Genomic DNA, 16,005 nt, shown 5'->3' with positions numbered 1-16,005 from the left:
TAAGGAAGACGAGAGATGGAAACCCTGATCACCCTGAAAGTTATCCACATCGCGGCGACGGTGTTGCTGCTGCTCAGCGGCCTGGGCCTGGCGCTGCTGGCCTGGCGCAAACGCAGCGCCGGCCCGGCGGTCACCGTGCAGCGCCCGTGGGTGTTTGTGTGGTTGTTGATGGGGGTTTGCGTGGTCAGCATGCCGTTTACCGGCTGGTGGCTGGTGCATTTGGTTGGCTGGCCGCTGGGGCAGACGTGGATTCTGGGTTCCAGCCTGCTCTACACCGTGGCGGCGCTGGCGTGGTTCTGGTTGGTGGCGCGGCTTAATCGTCTGCGTAAGGGCGAGGGTGGTAGCTTGAATTTCACCCTGGTGCTGGCGGTGGTCAGCCTGGTGGGGTTTGTGGCGATTGCGGGGCTCATGGGCGCCAAGCCGGTTTAGGGCTCTAGACCGAGTCGTCTGCATCGCAGGCAAGCCAGCTCCCACCTTTTGACCTCATTCTCATGTTGGAACTCGGTCGAGTGTGGGAGCTGGCTTGCCTGCGATAGCGCCATCAGCTGCGCAATGTAATCACCGGCCACTCACGCTTCTCCGCCTCCGCCCGCAGATTCGGATCCGGATCCACCGCTACGGGGTGCGTCACCTGCTCCAACAGCGGCAGGTCATTCATCGAATCGCTATAGAAATAGCTGTCTTCCAGGCTGAACCCGGTCTCTGCCAACCAACGATTCAAACGCGTCACCTTGCCCTCACGGAAGCACGGCACGTCGGTGCTGCGCCCGGTGTAGCGGCCGTTGTCCATCTCGCACTCGGTGGCGATCAGGGTTTCCACGCCCAGGCGTGCGGCAATCGGCGCGGTGACGAAACGGTTGGTGGCGGTGATGATCACCAGGGTGTCGCCGGCGGCGCGGTGCTTGGCCAGCAGTTCCACGGCACGGGGCAGCATCAGCGGCTCGATGCAGTCGCGCATGAAGTCGCGGTGCCACTCGTCGAGTTGGGCCATCTCGGTGCGGCCGAGGATTTCCAGGCTGAAGTTCAGGTACGCGGCGTTGTCCAGCTTGCCGGCCAGGTAATCCTGGTAGAACTCGTCGTTGCGGGCCTTGTAGGCGATGGGGTCGAGAATCCCGCGTTCACAGAGGTAATCGCCCCACGCGTGATCGCTGTCACCGCCGAGAAGGGTGTTGTCCAAGTCGAATAAAGCCAGGCGCATTGCAGTTACTCGCTGAAAAGTCTGTAAAAAGGCGTCCAGAATACGGTCTTTTCACAAGAGTGCACATAAGGTAAGAAGCCTCGTTGCCGCTGCAACAACCTTTGTGGAACAATGCGGCGACATGCGTTTGCGAGGTTGTTGCCGTGATCGACCCCGATGGTTTCCGTCCTAATGTCGGGATTATTCTTACGAATGATGCCGGACAGGTGCTATGGGCTCGCCGAATCAACCAAGATGCCTGGCAGTTTCCTCAAGGTGGAATCAACCCCGACGAAACCCCTGAAGACGCCTTGTACCGTGAGTTGAACGAAGAAGTCGGCCTTGAGCGCGAAGATGTACAGATTCTGGCCTGCACCCGTGGCTGGTTGCGTTATCGTTTACCGCAACGCCTGGTGCGTACCCACAGCCAACCGCTGTGTATCGGCCAGAAGCAGAAATGGTTTCTCCTGCGCCTGATCTCCAACGAGCAGCGGGTGCGGATGGATTTGACCGGTAAACCGGAGTTCGATGGCTGGCGCTGGGTCAGCTATTGGTACCCGTTGGGCCAGGTGGTGACATTCAAGCGCGAAGTTTATCGTCGCGCTCTCAAAGAGCTTGCCCCGCGCCTTTTAGCGCGCGACTGACGACGGAGTTCGACCCCGAGCCATGCTCAATACGCTGCGCAAGATCGTCCAGGAAGTTAACTCCGCCAAGGATCTCAAGGCGGCGTTGGGGATTATTGTGTTGCGCGTCAAGGAAGCCATGGGCAGCCAGGTCTGCTCGGTTTACCTGCTGGATCCCGAGACCAACCGTTTTGTGCTGATGGCCACGGAGGGCTTGAACAAGCGCTCCATCGGCAAAGTCAGCATGGCGCCCAATGAAGGTCTGGTGGGCCTGGTGGGGACGCGTGAAGAACCCCTGAACCTCGAAAACGCGGCCGATCACCCGCGTTACCGCTACTTTGCCGAAACCGGCGAAGAGCGTTACGCCTCGTTCCTCGGTGCGCCGATCATTCACCACCGCCGTGTTGTCGGGGTGTTGGTCATCCAGCAGAAAGAACGCCGCCAGTTCGACGAAGGTGAAGAAGCCTTCCTCGTGACCATGAGCGCGCAGCTCGCCGGCGTTATCGCCCACGCCGAGGCCACCGGCTCGATTCGCGGCCTGGGGCGCGAGGGCAAGGGCATCCAGGAAGCCAAGTTTGTCGGCGTGCCCGGTTCGCCGGGTGCGGCGGTCGGCACGGCGGTGGTCATGTTGCCGCCGGCGGACCTGGATGTGGTGCCGGACAAGACCGTCAAAGACATCGACGCCGAAATCAAACTGTTCAAGACTGCCCTTGAAGGCGTGCGCGCCGACATGCGCAACCTGTCGAACAAGCTGGCCACCCAGCTGCGCCCCGAAGAGCGTGCGCTGTTCGACGTGTACCAGATGATGCTCGACGACGCGTCCCTGGGTAACGAAGTCAAGACCGTGATCAAGACCGGCCAGTGGGCCCAGGGCGCGTTGCGCCAGGTGGTCACCGATCACGTCAACCGCTTCGAAATGATGGACGACGACTACCTGCGCGAGCGCGCCTCGGATGTGCGCGACCTCGGTCGCCGCCTGTTGGCCTACTTGCAGGAAGACCGCACCACCAACATGGTCTTCCCTGACAACACCATTCTGGTCAGTGAAGAACTGACGGCCACCCAGCTGGGCGAAGTGCCGGAAGGCAAGCTGGTGGGCCTGGTCTCGGTACTCGGCTCGGGCAACTCCCACGTCGCGATCCTGGCCCGGGCCATGGGCATCCCGACGGTGATGGGCCTGGTGGACCTGCCGTACGCCAAGGTCGATGGCATCGACATGATCGTCGATGGCCATCGCGGCGAAGTCTTTACCAACCCCAGCGACGTGCTGCGCAAGCAATACGCCGAAGTGGTGGAAGAAGAGAAACAACTGGCCCTGGGCCTGGATTCATTGCGCGAACTGCCGTGCGTGACCACCGACGGCCATCGCGTGCCGCTGCTGGTCAACACCGGCCTGCTTGCCGATGTAGCCCGCGCGCAGCAGCGCGGCGCCGAAGGGGTGGGGTTGTACCGCACCGAAGTGCCGTTCATGATCAACCAGCGTTTCCCGAGCGAGAAGGAGCAGCTGGCGATTTATCGCGAGCAACTGCAGGCCTTCCACCCGTTACCGGTGACCATGCGCAGCCTGGATATCGGCGGCGACAAGTCACTGTCGTATTTCCCGATCAAGGAAGACAACCCCTTCCTCGGCTGGCGCGGCATCCGCGTGACCCTCGACCACCCTGAAATTTTCCTCGTCCAAACCCGCGCCATGCTCAAGGCCAGCGAAGGCCTGAACAACCTGCGCATCCTGCTGCCGATGATCTCCGGCACCCATGAGCTGGAAGAGGCGCTGCACCTCATTCACCGCGCCTGGGGCGAAGTGCGCGACGAAGGCGCCGACGTACCGATGCCGCCGATTGGCGTGATGATCGAAATCCCGGCGGCGGTGTACCAGGCTAAAGAGCTGGCACGCCAGGTGGACTTCCTCTCGGTGGGCTCCAACGACCTGACCCAATACCTGCTGGCCGTGGACCGTAACAACCCACGGGTGGCCGACCTCTACGACTACCTGCACCCGGCAGTACTGCAAGCCCTGCAACACGTGGTGCGCGACGCCCATGCCGAAGGCAAGCCGGTGAGCATCTGCGGTGAAATGGCCGGCGACCCGGCGGCGGCGGTGCTGCTGATGGCGATGGGCTTTGACAGCCTGTCGATGAACGCCACCAACTTGCCAAAGGTGAAGTGGATGCTGCGCCAGGTGGATCTGGGCATGGCCAAGGATCTGCTGGCGGAGTTGATGACCATCGACAACCCGCAAGTTATCCACAGCTCGTTGCAGTTGGCGCTGAAGAACCTGGGGCTGACGCGGATGATCAACCCGGCCTCTGCGAAAACCCTTTAGACCGAGTCGCCTTCATCGCAGGCAAGCCAGCTCCCACATTTGACTGTGTTCACAAATCAAACTGTGGGAGCTGGCTTGCCTGCGACAGCGCCAGCCCAAACACCGCTAGATCCTCAGTTCAACCTCGCCGAGCCGCCCACCATGTGGCCCAAAACTGCGCTCCACCATCCTTCGCGTCCCGTCGGCATGCACAATCAACGCCGTACTCGCCCGCGTCCCATAACTGGGGCTGGCGATAAACACACTGGATAACAGGCTCTCCGTCGCCAACCCCACGCCGGTATCCGGCAAGTCTGCAAACGGCGCTGTCAGCGGGTCACTCAAAATCTCCAGCAACGCCTCCGGTTGCGGATCATCCAGCAGCGCACTCAACGCCGCCTTGGCCTTGAGCAACTTGGGCCACGGCGTATCCAGCCCGGCATTCGACAACCCATACACCCCGGCCTGCAATCGCGTCGGCTCTGTCTGATTGGCGTTGTAATGCCACAACTCATCCCGCGTACCCACCAGCAGGTTAAACCCGGCATATTCAATCGAACGGCCGTTAACGTCGGCTAAATACTCGTCAATCGGCAGGGTTCCATTGAGAAAGCGCGCCACCAGTTCCCCGCGGGACTTGCGCGCTGGCGGCTGGTGCGGGTCGCGGATGTTGGTCAGGGCGGCAAAGCGCCCATCGGCATTCACCCCCAGCCAGGTACCACCGGCTTCCTGATCACGGCCGGCGTAGACCTCGGGCGCATCCGGCCACTGGGCCAGCGGCAGGCTGGGGCGGGCGTAGAACTCATCACGGTTGGCCGCGACGATCAGCGGCTGGGCATGCCCCGGCCGCCAGGCGAAAACAATCAGGCACATCAGGCGATCCCTTTTGTGTTTTTTGCCACTCTACGCACTCAAGCAGCGGCGTTCCATCGTCACCAGTTGGGTCGTATGCCTTCCATCCGTTAACATGCCGGACTTGTTCGGGGGGCTCCCATGGAATTTTTGCTGTATTTGGCGCTGGGCGCCTGTGCAGGCGTACTCGCCGGGCTGTTTGGCGTGGGCGGCGGCATCATCATCGTACCGGTGCTGGTGTTCAGCTTCACCTTGCAGGGCTTCGACCCGCAGGTGCTGACCCATTTGGCCGTGGGCACGTCCCTGGCGACCATCATCTTTACCTCGATCAATGCTGTGCGTGAGCACCACCGGCGTGGCGCGGTGCGTTGGCCGATCTTCGTGTGGATGACCGCGGGCATCCTCATCGGCGCCGGTTTCGGCGCGCTGACGGCCGAGGCGATCTCCGGCCCGCACTTGCAGAAGGTCATCGGTGTATTTGCCCTGGTGATCGCCCTGCAACTGGCCCTGGAGGTCAAGCCCAAGGCCAGCCGCACGGTGCCCGGCAAGCTCGGCTTGACCCTGGCCGGCACGGTGATCGGCTGGGCTTCGGCGATTTTCGGCATTGGCGGCGGTTCGCTGACCGTACCGTTCTTGACCTGGCGCAGCGTGCCGATGCAGCAGGCGGTAGCCACGTCCTCGGCGTGCGGCCTGCCGATCGCCCTGGCAAGTGCATTAAGTTTCATGATTCTGGGCTGGCATGACCCGCTGCTGCCCGCTCATAGTCTAGGGTTCGTGTATTTGCCGGCGCTGCTGGGCATTGCCCTGACCAGCATGGTGTTTGCCCGCTTCGGCGCGCGCCTGGCGCACAGGTTGTCGCCGCGTTTGCTCAAGCGGCTGTTTGCCGCTTTGCTGTTTTGCGTCGGTTTGAATTTTTTGCTGTAACGCAGGCTTAATCGCAGCCCGGCATGGTCCGGGCGCCATAACGAATGATTTAACGAGGAGTCGCAATGCTGCCTTACCCGCAGATCGACCCGGTGGCCCTGGCCATCGGTCCGCTGAAAATCCACTGGTACGGGTTGATGTACCTGATCGGCATCGGCGGCGCCTGGCTGCTGGCCTCCCGGCGCCTGAACCGTTTCGACCCGACCTGGACCAAGGAGAAACTCTCCGACATGGTCTTCTGGCTGTCGATGGGGGTGATCGTCGGCGGGCGACTCGGCTACGTGTTGTTCTACGATCTGTCGGCGTACATCGCCAATCCAACGCTGATCTTCGAAGTGTGGAAGGGCGGCATGGCGTTCCACGGCGGGTTTATCGGCGTGATGATCGCTGCCTGGTGGGTCGGCCGTCGCAACGGCAAGTCGTTCTTCCAACTGATGGACTTCGTCGCGCCGCTGGTGCCAATCGGCCTGGGCGCCGGGCGCATCGGCAACTTCATCAACGCCGAGTTGTGGGGCAAGCCGACCGACGTGCCATGGGCGATGGTGTTCCCACCGTTCAGCGACCCGGCGCAACTGCCGCGCCATCCGTCGCAGCTCTACCAGTTTGCGTTGGAAGGTGTGGCGCTGTTCCTTATCCTCTACATTTTCTCGCGCAAGCCACGCCCAACCATGGCCGTGTCGGGCATGTTCGCGCTGTTCTACGGGATCTTCCGTTTCATCGTCGAATTCGTGCGGGTGCCGGATGCACAACTGGGCTACCTGGCGTGGGGCTGGTTGACCATGGGGCAGGTGCTGAGCATTCCGATGATCCTGGTCGGGCTGGGCCTGCTGTGGTGGGCGTACAACCGTCCGCAACCGCTGAAAAACGCGACGCTTTAAATTCGAATGCCGAGGCTGTCGAGCAGCCTCGGCTTCAACGATACGGGTACTTAAATGAAGCAATATCTCGAACTACTGAACGACGTCGTGACCAATGGCCTGACCAAGGGCGACCGCACCGGCACCGGCACCAAGGCCGTGTTCGCCCGTCAGTATCGGCATAACTTGGCCGACGGCTTCCCGCTGTTGACCACCAAGAAGCTTCACTTCAAAAGCATCGCCAACGAACTGATCTGGATGTTGAGCGGCAACACCAACATCAAGTGGCTGAACGAAAACGGCGTGAAGATCTGGGACGAATGGGCCACCGAAGACGGTGACCTCGGCCCGGTGTACGGCGAGCAGTGGACCGCCTGGCCCACCAAGGACGGCGGCAAGATCAACCAGATCGACTACATGGTCGAGACGTTGAAGACCAACCCCAACAGCCGCCGCATCCTGTTCCACGGCTGGAACGTCGAGTACCTGCCCGACGAAACCAAGAGCCCCCAGGAAAACGCGCGCAACGGCAAGCAAGCCCTGCCGCCGTGCCACCTGCTGTACCAGGCCTTCGTGCATGACGGTCACCTGTCGATGCAGCTGTATATCCGCAGCTCCGACGTGTTCCTTTTATCGGACGTAGGAAAAAGCGCACAGTACGACTTCCTCGCCTAAAAAAATTTATCCTTCATGCGACTTTATCTTGACCTTGACAAGCTGCACATTCTGCATAGGATGGGCGGCCTTCAAAAAGGGGTTGTCGGTGAAGGTTGTAACCAAAGAAAAGCAGATGCTAGACCTGGGTGGGTCGATGCTCAACGAAGATGGGCCCACGGTGGCAGACCGTGTTTCTGTTACGGCGGTGGGGCTGTTCGATTCAGACGAGAGGCTAGTCCCGCTTGTAAGCGAGTACCTGACCTTCGCAGTTCGCAGCGCCGAGTTAGCGGCTCTGTCAGCCGAGACGTACGGGCGTAATATTGGTTACATGCTCGAACATCTGAAAGGCACGCCAACTTTCAGAGCCTCCTCTTATGACGAAATTCTTCTTGCCGTAACTAAACATGGTATTCAACGGTACTTTACCCACCTGCGTGAAGTAGATGGTTTGACCTCAACGACCATCCGTAACAGGGATGCTTGTTATATGGCCCTGTTCAATGACTTCCTGTGCGTCGGCGGGAAGCACAGGGGCCAATTACGTGAAGACAATCCTTATGCCGGTGGTTTTCTCTCTCCTGCTCCAAAGAAGGATTTGGTTTATCCCTGTTCATTGCAGGAACTCAAAGAGCTTATTGAGTCTGCGAGCAGCGAGAGAGAGCGCTGCCTGATCCAAGCTATCTTTGATGTGGGTCTGCGTCGAAGTGAAGTTGGCAGGGTCACTCTGGGTGCCGTGAATAGGGCTTTGGGGTTTGCTCAAGCTAACTTTGTTGCGGATGAAGATCTTGATTGGGTGCATCCTGATTACTGTCCTCTTTACATTGACGGCAGTAAAGCACGTGGAAATGAATTTAAGCCACGATACTCAATCGTGAGCCGGGCTGTGCTCGAACGCATCAAGCGTTATCACGCGTCTCCCCTATTTAAGAAGCACGCTCGCCGTTATGAGACCGCCGATGTAACTCCATGCTTTTTCAATTCAGAGGGACAGCCGTTTAACCCAGACGCTGTCAGCAAGCTACTTGAGCGGCTCTCTAAGCGTGCAGTAAAGAGCAAGCGACTTGAGCGTATGGTTTCGCCGCATAAGCTCCGCCATGGTCACGCATATGCCATTTTGACTAGCCCGGACTTTGGTGATGACTATCTCAACAAACTCCTGATGGCCCAGAAGTCGCTCGGCCACGAAGACACATCCACTACAGGAATTTATACCAAGTTGCCACAGGACATCTTTCATCTGGTTTGCCCGAACACGGGCGAGGTTTCGACCAAGGCAAAAGGCATGGCGGATCTTGCTGTTCAGACGACGCTGAAAATCAGGTTGGGAGATAAGAAATGAATTTTTCAGAGCACGCATTTGAGAGTGCCAAAATCTTCAGGTGGCTTAGAGATCTGGAAGAGAACCCTCTTCAATATTACCAAGTTGAGCTTAGCGAAAATTCTAGTGGTGCTTATGCGCCATTGATGCTGAGCGACTCGTATGTTGCGAGTAAGGATCTCGACCCATCAATCAAGATGTTCGAGCTTGCAGAGCAGAAGCTCATCCTGAATATGCTTATTGACGGCGTCATTCACCAGGGGGAAACCGCTGCTGGCTGTAACTGGCGTTTGAAGCTTTTGGGCTGGTATAAATCGCTCTCTCAGGAAGAGAAACGCGCGCTCCCGATTTTTGGCAACAAGCTAAAGCTCTCCAAGTCAGTTGTGCCGGCTTCTGCACTGGAGGCGATCAAGCACGGTTACAGCAGGCATGAAAGTGTTCGGCTCGCCTATCAGGAGATCAACCTTGATCTTCAGTCTCTCGGGGTCACCTCTGCGGACTACATGACCGTTAAGGAGCGGATTGAGTCGAAGGAGGAGTTTGTGCCGCAGGAGAATGCTCTTGTGGATTTCAAACGACTTCAGAGGCTTGATTTCGCCACCTTGGATGAGCTCGAAAAATCATCAGCAGATAGGCCATTCAACGACCTGAAGCATGCGTTCGCGACCGCTTCGCTCGGTACGACCAGCGACTCTGGAGCTGGCAACTACCTTGAGGGTTTCAAATGGTTAACCAGATTCCTTACGGGGCGCGGCTCCAACGGCATGGAACCGCTTATTGAGGTTCTCGATCCATTTATTCTCCCTATGTTCCGCTCGTATCTTGAGCGTCACATTGTCGAGGGTGACCTATCTCCGATTACCGCAACGAACTTGGTGAGTGCCGTCCGGAAAACTTTGACTACCGTCAAAAATATCAAAGGGTATACAGGATCAGATTTCATCAACTGTCAGGGATTTGATGCTGTTCGTGTCACTGATCAGTACCGCCCCTACTCGAGCGCCGAGCGTGTACGTATTTCTACGAGCGTGGACGAGGATATCCTGCACTACAACACCCTTGCACAGCCTTACCAGAGGAGCGGCATTGGTAGGGATCCTCTCAACGAGAAAGGGAGCTTCAAACCAGGCTTCAAAACCCTTGATAATGCACGTTGGATTTTTGAGAACAAACTGGGATGTTCTCACGCTGGTCACGATCAAAAGGGCAGTGAGGATCCATACATCAGGGCGTTTGTCAGCATCGTAAGAGGTTCAGACACCGGGCTGCGGGAAATTGTAGAGGGTTGGGGCACTCACTATCTGGTGGACGCTCAGGTGATCACTCCTTATGCGATCAAGCTGGCTCAAGTCACCGGGCTGAACGCTGACTCAATTAAGCTGCTCGATGTGGACGACTTTGAGCCTAAGCATCCGCTCACTGGGCGTCCTTGCCTCCGGTACTGGAAAGAGCGTTCTGACGGCGAAAAGCTGATGCATCTCGATATTTTCGAAGCTGACATCACCTGGCTCACCACGTCTCAATCGTACGCTGTCGCTCAGATCTTCGAGGACATCAAGGCACTGACGGCCAAAATCCGCGTATCTGCACCCCCAGTTATGCGAGATAAGCTATTCATTTGGCAATCCACTGCTCGGAAACGCTTCATGGAAATCAAGTCCTTTGCAACTGGGAAGGACGGTGCCTTAGGGGTTGCCTTTGCTGCTTACGGTAAGCGTAAAGGCTTCTTGGACAGCAATGGCAAGCCGTTGAGTCTCACTCCCGCCAGGTTGCGCCCCAGCTTCGTCAGCGAGCTTGTGGAGCGTGACGTCCCCGTCCGTGAGATCCAGTTGATTTTGGGGCACAAGCATATCGACACGACGCTGGCTTACTTGGATCGTATGGACTTCAACCATATCGCACGCTCCAAGCTGGATGTGGCTCTCAGGGAGCTTCATGAGTCGGCAGCGGAATTGGCTGACAATCGCGCTAACGGCGAGGCTGAAGCCAACCTTATCGATGTCGTTAATCTCGACGGGCCGCAGGTTGTCTTCAAGACTCCGCTGGCGAGCTGCAGTAACATTTTCAACCCACCTGACTTCATCAAGAAGCTGAGTTCTTATGTGCCCGGCAGCCCTTGTGCGTTGTACAACATGTGCTTGGGATGCGAGAACGTTTTGCTCACTGCGTCGAACCTGCCAGAGCTGTTCGCGATGGAGCGGGACTACCTCTCGCTTAAGGACGTTTCTCGCATCATGGACACGCCGTATCGACGCGTAGTACGCGAGAATCTTGCGCTGCTGGATGGCATTCTGCACTCAAAATCTGATTTCACGCCTGAAGAGTTGGCCGAGGGCCGTCGTCTTTCAGAGTTTGTGGATACGACGGTGCTGGTGGACGGGGTGGCGATGTGATGATGGAGCAGATTGATTTTTCTACCCTGTTAACGTTCTCGAAGTTTCGCTCGAGCCTGTCACTGCTGCAGGGCCAGGCGTCCGCTCTTGAAGCAGAAGGCGAACACCAGGAGGCTTTGGCTTTCCTGTCCTACCTCAGTACCTTGCAGGTCTCTCAGAGCTCTGCATTCATGGACTGGGTCTGGGACTTCAATGCGGATTACCCAAATGCCTCGCGCTATATTCGTGGCGCTAAACTTCGTATCGATTTCACAAAGTACCCCAACATTCCAGAGCTCGCTATTCTTGAGCTCAAAGCTGCATTCATGATCATTCTCAAGGCTCTGAGCGGGATCCCACCGGACGGGAAATCCACCCGAGTCAGCAAGAAGCCGCTCAAGCCCAATTCGCTGATCAGTGACTATGAGAGCGGGCTTCGGTTTTTGGATAAGGTGTATGCCGTCGCGGCTATCGAACTCGGCAAAGAGCACGTGGATCGTGAGCTAATCTCAATTCAATGCTTGCCTGCGCATTTCTATGCCGCAGCTGCCGAGGACTTCGATTATGTATACGACGGCAGCACTGAGAAACTGTTCAAGCAGCTTAAGTCGGGCTACCTGCAAACGAACGTGTTCGGTGCGAGCCTGCCATTCGTCGACTTTTCCAAGCTGAAATGGAAAGTTCTGGGTGGTAAAAATCGGCCCGTAAAGGATGCTGAAAAAAAGTCGCAAATTTTACCAAACAGCGTCTTTGAAATTTCTTCCCAGATGGCCTCGCTTTCGATTGTCGATTTTTTGGATGCGATGGGAGAAGAGGTTATCGATGTTGCTAGCCTCAAGCGTCGTAACGCTAAGGAATACTTTCCTTCGCAACAGAGCGGGTTGAACCCGCTCAAATTCAACTTGTATGTCTACAAACGGCTATCTAATAAGGGCTTCTCTAGTGATGAGGTGGCGAAAGTCCTGAGCAGTGATGTCATGAACTCTAGCGAGCTGTTCTCTGTGATAGCTCCCTATGCCATTAAACAATATGCCAAGGACACCGGGTCGGCTATTGACGAACAGTTCAGGCTGTATCTGAATTTTGTTAACTATTCATGCCTTTACATTATTGGTCAGTACACCGGGATGCGTCCTTCAGAATACGCAGAGCTGCTCGCAAGCTCAAGCCTCCGCCCTGATGGCCGCTATTGGGTTTTGGCGAGTAATGTGAGCAAACATCAAGACAACCTTTTTGAGTTGTTTGATGATTTCTGGCTTGCTATTCCGATTGTGCGTGATGCTGTACGGGTATGCCAGTTGATCAGCAAATACAAGAACAATGATTACATATTTTCAAATGTAGATACCGTCGCATTTGGGGAGCGAGGAGAGCCGTTTTCTTCCCACGGCACGAAGCTTACGCTGAATAAGTTTTTCGAGCGTATCTTGCCGCCAAAGACCTTTGCCGACTTAGACTTCAACGCCTATATGATGCGCCACACTCTGGCATACCAGCTGTATCGTGCCGACCTTGGGCTGCCGTTCATCTCTCACCAGCTCAAGCACTTTGGTGAGATCGTGGGTGTGGGACATTCCGACCGTGGATTCAGCAAGACCACCCTGCTTTATGGCGAGATTGCAGACAGGATTTCCAAGGGTGGCGGTGCCCGAAAGACGAAAGGGAGGTCGCTTCGTCAGGATGCGGAGCTTGAGAGCATTCATCAGCGTTTTGACCCTGATGGCAGCTATGCTGGTGTGAATGCTGAGGCCCACAAGGAAAATCTCAGGAAGGTATTCAGGGGTTACATGGCCTCTGGGCACACAAAGGACGATATCTTTGAGGCCATGCTTGGTCAGCACATTGCGGTCATCAATGTGGGTTCAGGCTTCTGCTATGGTGGAGGCGTGGACGAATTCGACAGTTCCCTGCCCTGTATTGGAGGGCTTCGGTGTAACCCCAACCAGTGTAAGAATGCCGTCGTCAGCAAGGCCAACGCGCCGGCTTGGCGTGACGTGTATTACCAGAACAAAGCGATGCTTGGGAATCCCGAGTACGCTCATACGCACGCGCAGAACAAAGCTGCGATGGAGGAAGCTTACGGCGTCCTTCTGCTGTTGGAAGAGGAGCTCTGAGATGGCTGATCCACGTGCATTTGATCAGAAGAACAAGGAGGACTTTGATCAGTACACAGAGCTGTTGGCTCAGGCACTTCTTGATATTGGTGCGAACGATTCTTTGAAGGCAACTGTTGCCGAACTTAGCCGTATCACTGGTATGCATCGAAATACTATCCGGCAACGTGTTTGGCCTTTAGAGCGCCTTGAGACTATCAAGGAAAATCGCCGTATTGAGGTTTTGCGCAAGAAGGTTTCGAATAAGAAGCCGGTTGATCCTATGGTGGTTTTAACTGAAAAGTTAGAGTCGGCTCGGATTGAAGTGCTTCATTGGTTTACTGAGGCTAAGGTCGCCCACGATATTGCTCAGACCAACGAAAATAAATATCAAGGTATGGTAAGTTCGAGAGATACCTATAAAAGCCTTTTGACAGATGCCAATAAACGTCTCTTGGAGTCTCAGCGAGACATTGATAGACTTAAGCAGGTAATCAGCATCCTGGAAGCTGCCCAGGTGGAGAAAAATGCATGAAAAGCTATCTGGATCTACTGGGTGATGTACTTGAAAACGGCGCCCAGAAAGGCGACCGTACTGGCACTGGTACAATAAGTGTGTTCGGCAGGCAGTTCCGCCATGATCTGTCGAAAGGCTTTCCTTTGCTCACAACAAAGAAGTTGCACTTTAAAAGTATTGTTAATGAGCTTATTTGGTTTCTTGGCGGTGATACTAACGTTAAGTGGCTTAATGAGAATGGCGTAAAAATCTGGAACGAGTGGGCCACTGAGGAAGGTGACCTTGGGCCTGTTTATGGCAAGCAATGGACTGCCTGGCCAACCAAAGATGGCGGGACGATCAACCAGATCGACTACGTGGTTAACGCCCTGAAGACCAACCCTAATAGCCGGCGAATCCTGTTCCATGGCTGGAACGTGGAGTACCTGCCGGACGAGAAGGTGAGTCCTCAGGAAAATGCCCGTCAAGGCAAGATGGCGCTGCCTCCGTGCCACCTGCTTTATCAGTTCTACGTCGTGGACAACAAGCTGTCAGCGCACCTCTTCATTCGTTCGTCAGACAGCTTCTTGGGGCTGCCATACAACACGGCATCCCTAGCGTGTCTGACTCACATGCTCGCTCAGCAGTGTGATCTCGACGTTGGTGAGATCGTGATCTCGCTCAGCGATGTCCACATCTACTCCAACCACATGGAGCAGGTGAAGACTCAGATCGCTCGTGAGCCACGTCAGTTGCCTGAGCTGAAGCTGCTTCGTAAGCCTGCATCCATCTACGACTACAAGTTCGAAGATTTCGAGGTCGTGGGCTACGATCCGCACCCGCATATCGCTGCACCTGTATCGATTTGATCGCTGGCGGTACTCAGTGACAAGACCGGCCTCAGGGCCGGTTTTTTCTTTTCTGTGCATGAGGAAATGCGGTACGACATCCAAGCCCTGATCATATTCTCTGAGGGCTGATGACCCTTTGCTTTCAGTTTGGGCGTGCCCCTGCGGGTAGCGGCTGTCGTGTACCGAGCCCTGGCGCGGCCAAGTCTCGGCCCTTCGGGCTTCCATCCTCACGCCTTTGGCCCTGCGGGCCGGCGCGCTCCGCTTGCTTGGAGGGGGCGTCTCCAGTCGACAGTTTGCTGTGAGTCAGAGGTGCTCAATATCAGCGGCTGTTCAGATGCCATCGTTTCGAGCAGAGATGCTTTGGGTGATAGCCTACCGGGTGCCTTACCATCCGCGTCATCGGAGCGCCACATGATCAACCTCCATCGCTTAACTAGCTGGCTGTTCCCTGACCGCCGTCCCGACTGGGAGCAGAAGCGTGAGCGCGAGTTCATCGTGGCGGCAAACTCCTTGAAAACCCTCTCGGTAACTGACCGGGGTGGCATGTCCATCGATCCAGAAGAACTCCGTGAACAAATTGTCTCCGCACGCGAGCAGTTGAGGCACCTTGTACACAGCCCAGGAACGCGTGGTGAGCCGTGCCAAGCGGTTGCAGCTGTCGAGGTGGCTCAGGAGGCTGAACCGTCTGTTGGGGAGTTGCAGGACTGTATTGAAGTAGTGGCCTGGCGCCGGCTTCCCAGTGGCGCTGCTGTGCGCTACGTGTGCCTTCAGTCCACGCATACCGGTAAATATGCTGTCGCAACGGCCAGCATGTTCTCAAGCGCGTTGGAGACCCTCCCTACTTGGATCGACGGCAATGCCAACAGACAGGTCGCAAACGCCCTACAGGGCAGTGAACTTGATTGGTATGCGATTGTGAGTGACGCCATGGATGCCTGGGATGCTGAGCTCTGAAGGCCGTGCAGGTTTTACTTGCGCCAAGGCCCCCAAGATGGAGGAATTTCGATGATATCGATTGAGGTGCTGAGCTCGTCCTCGATGCGCTCGAAGATTCTGTTCAGTGTCGGGTGGGCATTTGACTCCCTCAATGTGATGACCAATTGCAGCAGCTCCCGTCCCTGAGCTAAAGGCATTTGAACGTCGCAGTACACGTTGTCGTCATCGTCCGTCATTCCCATCGCAAAATCCTCGGAGCATGTCTGCGTTTCCGGCTTATCCGGCATGGAAGTGGGACGTGCCCCTTCGGGTATGGTCTGTCGTGAACCGAGCCTGCGTCTCGGCCCTCCGGGCTTGCAGACCTCACGCCTGCGCGCTCCGCTTGACCGTACCAATCTAGTCGCGCAACTACCAAAGGTAAATTTTCGGGCTCTGTTCAAGTAGGCTCGCTGAGGGTGCACGCCAGCCTCCAACGATGGTGTCACTTCCTAGAAGAGCACTGTGTGTTGGCGCTGATTTAAAACTGACCCACCCTGCCGATTGAAAA

The 16,005-nt window shown here is 56.5% G+C and carries 14 protein-coding genes and 1 pseudogene; 12 read left to right on the top strand and 3 right to left on the bottom strand.

Annotated elements, in window-relative coordinates; all coding sequences use genetic code 11:
• Positions 1-15: 15 nt before the first annotated feature.
• Complete coding sequence (locus tag B348_RS0113900; protein ID WP_017736690.1) at positions 16-429, top strand: DUF2269 family protein; 414 nt, start codon at positions 16-18, stop codon at positions 427-429.
• Positions 430-541: 112 nt separating this feature from the next.
• Here the strand turns inward: B348_RS0113900 and B348_RS0113895 are convergent, their stop codons facing one another.
• The gene (locus B348_RS0113895; protein ID WP_017736689.1) at positions 542-1,198 is read right to left on the bottom strand and encodes an HAD family phosphatase; all 657 of its coding nucleotides are present in this window, start codon (positions 1,196-1,198) and stop codon (positions 542-544) included.
• Positions 1,199-1,341: 143 nt separating this feature from the next.
• Here B348_RS0113895 and B348_RS0113890 point away from each other — a divergent pair, with 143 nt between their 5' ends.
• Positions 1,342-1,821 (top strand): RNA pyrophosphohydrolase, encoded by a 480-nt coding sequence (locus tag B348_RS0113890; protein ID WP_003176750.1) that lies wholly within the window; start codon positions 1,342-1,344, stop codon positions 1,819-1,821.
• Positions 1,822-1,843: 22 nt separating this feature from the next.
• The gene (gene ptsP, locus B348_RS0113885) at positions 1,844-4,123 is read left to right on the top strand and encodes a phosphoenolpyruvate--protein phosphotransferase (RefSeq protein ID WP_017736688.1); all 2,280 of its coding nucleotides are present in this window, start codon (positions 1,844-1,846) and stop codon (positions 4,121-4,123) included.
• A 105-nt stretch (positions 4,124-4,228) separates the two neighbouring features.
• Here the strand turns inward: ptsP and B348_RS0113880 are convergent, their stop codons facing one another.
• Positions 4,229-4,975: an NRDE family protein gene (locus tag B348_RS0113880; RefSeq protein ID WP_017736687.1), complete on the bottom strand. Its 747-nt coding sequence runs from the start codon at positions 4,973-4,975 to the stop codon at positions 4,229-4,231.
• 120 nt (positions 4,976-5,095) lie between these two features.
• Here B348_RS0113880 and B348_RS0113875 point away from each other — a divergent pair, with 120 nt between their 5' ends.
• The 9 genes and pseudogenes from B348_RS0113875 to B348_RS0113835 all read left to right on the top strand — a co-directional run bounded on the left by B348_RS0113875 (position 5,096) and on the right by B348_RS0113835 (position 15,476).
• Entirely contained in the window at positions 5,096-5,878 is a 783-nt protein-coding gene (locus B348_RS0113875; RefSeq protein ID WP_017736686.1) for a sulfite exporter TauE/SafE family protein, read from the top strand.
• A 65-nt stretch (positions 5,879-5,943) separates the two neighbouring features.
• The gene (gene lgt / locus B348_RS0113870; RefSeq protein WP_017736685.1) at positions 5,944-6,756 is read left to right on the top strand and encodes a prolipoprotein diacylglyceryl transferase; all 813 of its coding nucleotides are present in this window, start codon (positions 5,944-5,946) and stop codon (positions 6,754-6,756) included.
• A gap of 54 nt (positions 6,757-6,810) precedes the next feature.
• Positions 6,811-7,365: pseudogene (gene thyA, locus B348_RS01000000130030) on the top strand (thymidylate synthase); the annotation flags it as partial.
• 133 nt (positions 7,366-7,498) lie between these two features.
• Positions 7,499-8,731, top strand: a complete 1,233-nt coding sequence (locus tag B348_RS0113860) for a tyrosine-type recombinase/integrase (RefSeq protein ID WP_157356510.1) — start codon at positions 7,499-7,501, stop codon at positions 8,729-8,731.
• Complete coding sequence (locus B348_RS0113855) at positions 8,728-11,103, top strand: tyrosine-type recombinase/integrase (RefSeq protein WP_017736682.1); 2,376 nt, start codon at positions 8,728-8,730, stop codon at positions 11,101-11,103. The genes B348_RS0113860 and B348_RS0113855 overlap by 4 nt, the downstream gene beginning before the upstream one ends.
• Positions 11,103-13,196, top strand: coding sequence for a tyrosine-type recombinase/integrase (locus B348_RS0113850; protein ID WP_017736681.1), 2,094 nt, complete (start codon positions 11,103-11,105; stop codon positions 13,194-13,196). Before B348_RS0113855 ends, B348_RS0113850 begins: the two co-directional genes overlap by 1 nt.
• A gap of 1 nt (position 13,197) precedes the next feature.
• Complete coding sequence (locus tag B348_RS0113845) at positions 13,198-13,710, top strand: hypothetical protein (protein ID WP_017736680.1); 513 nt, start codon at positions 13,198-13,200, stop codon at positions 13,708-13,710.
• The gene (locus B348_RS0113840) at positions 13,707-14,540 is read left to right on the top strand and encodes a thymidylate synthase (RefSeq protein ID WP_017736679.1); all 834 of its coding nucleotides are present in this window, start codon (positions 13,707-13,709) and stop codon (positions 14,538-14,540) included. Before B348_RS0113845 ends, B348_RS0113840 begins: the two co-directional genes overlap by 4 nt.
• Before the next feature lie 393 nt (positions 14,541-14,933).
• Positions 14,934-15,476, top strand: a complete 543-nt coding sequence (locus tag B348_RS0113835; protein WP_017736678.1) for a hypothetical protein — start codon at positions 14,934-14,936, stop codon at positions 15,474-15,476.
• Positions 15,477-15,490: 14 nt separating this feature from the next.
• Here B348_RS0113835 and B348_RS0113830 read toward each other — a convergent pair whose 3' ends face one another.
• A complete protein-coding gene (locus tag B348_RS0113830; RefSeq protein ID WP_017736677.1) occupies positions 15,491-15,700 on the bottom strand; it encodes a hypothetical protein in 210 nt (69 codons plus the stop codon).
• Between the last annotated feature and the right edge of the window lie 305 nt (positions 15,701-16,005).

Origin of the sequence: Pseudomonas sp. CBZ-4, assembly GCF_000346755.1 — a bacterium.
GTDB lineage: Bacteria > Pseudomonadota > Gammaproteobacteria > Pseudomonadales > Pseudomonadaceae > Aquipseudomonas.
Note: the sequence above shows the minus strand (reverse complement) of the source record. Positions and strands in the feature narration are given on the sequence as shown.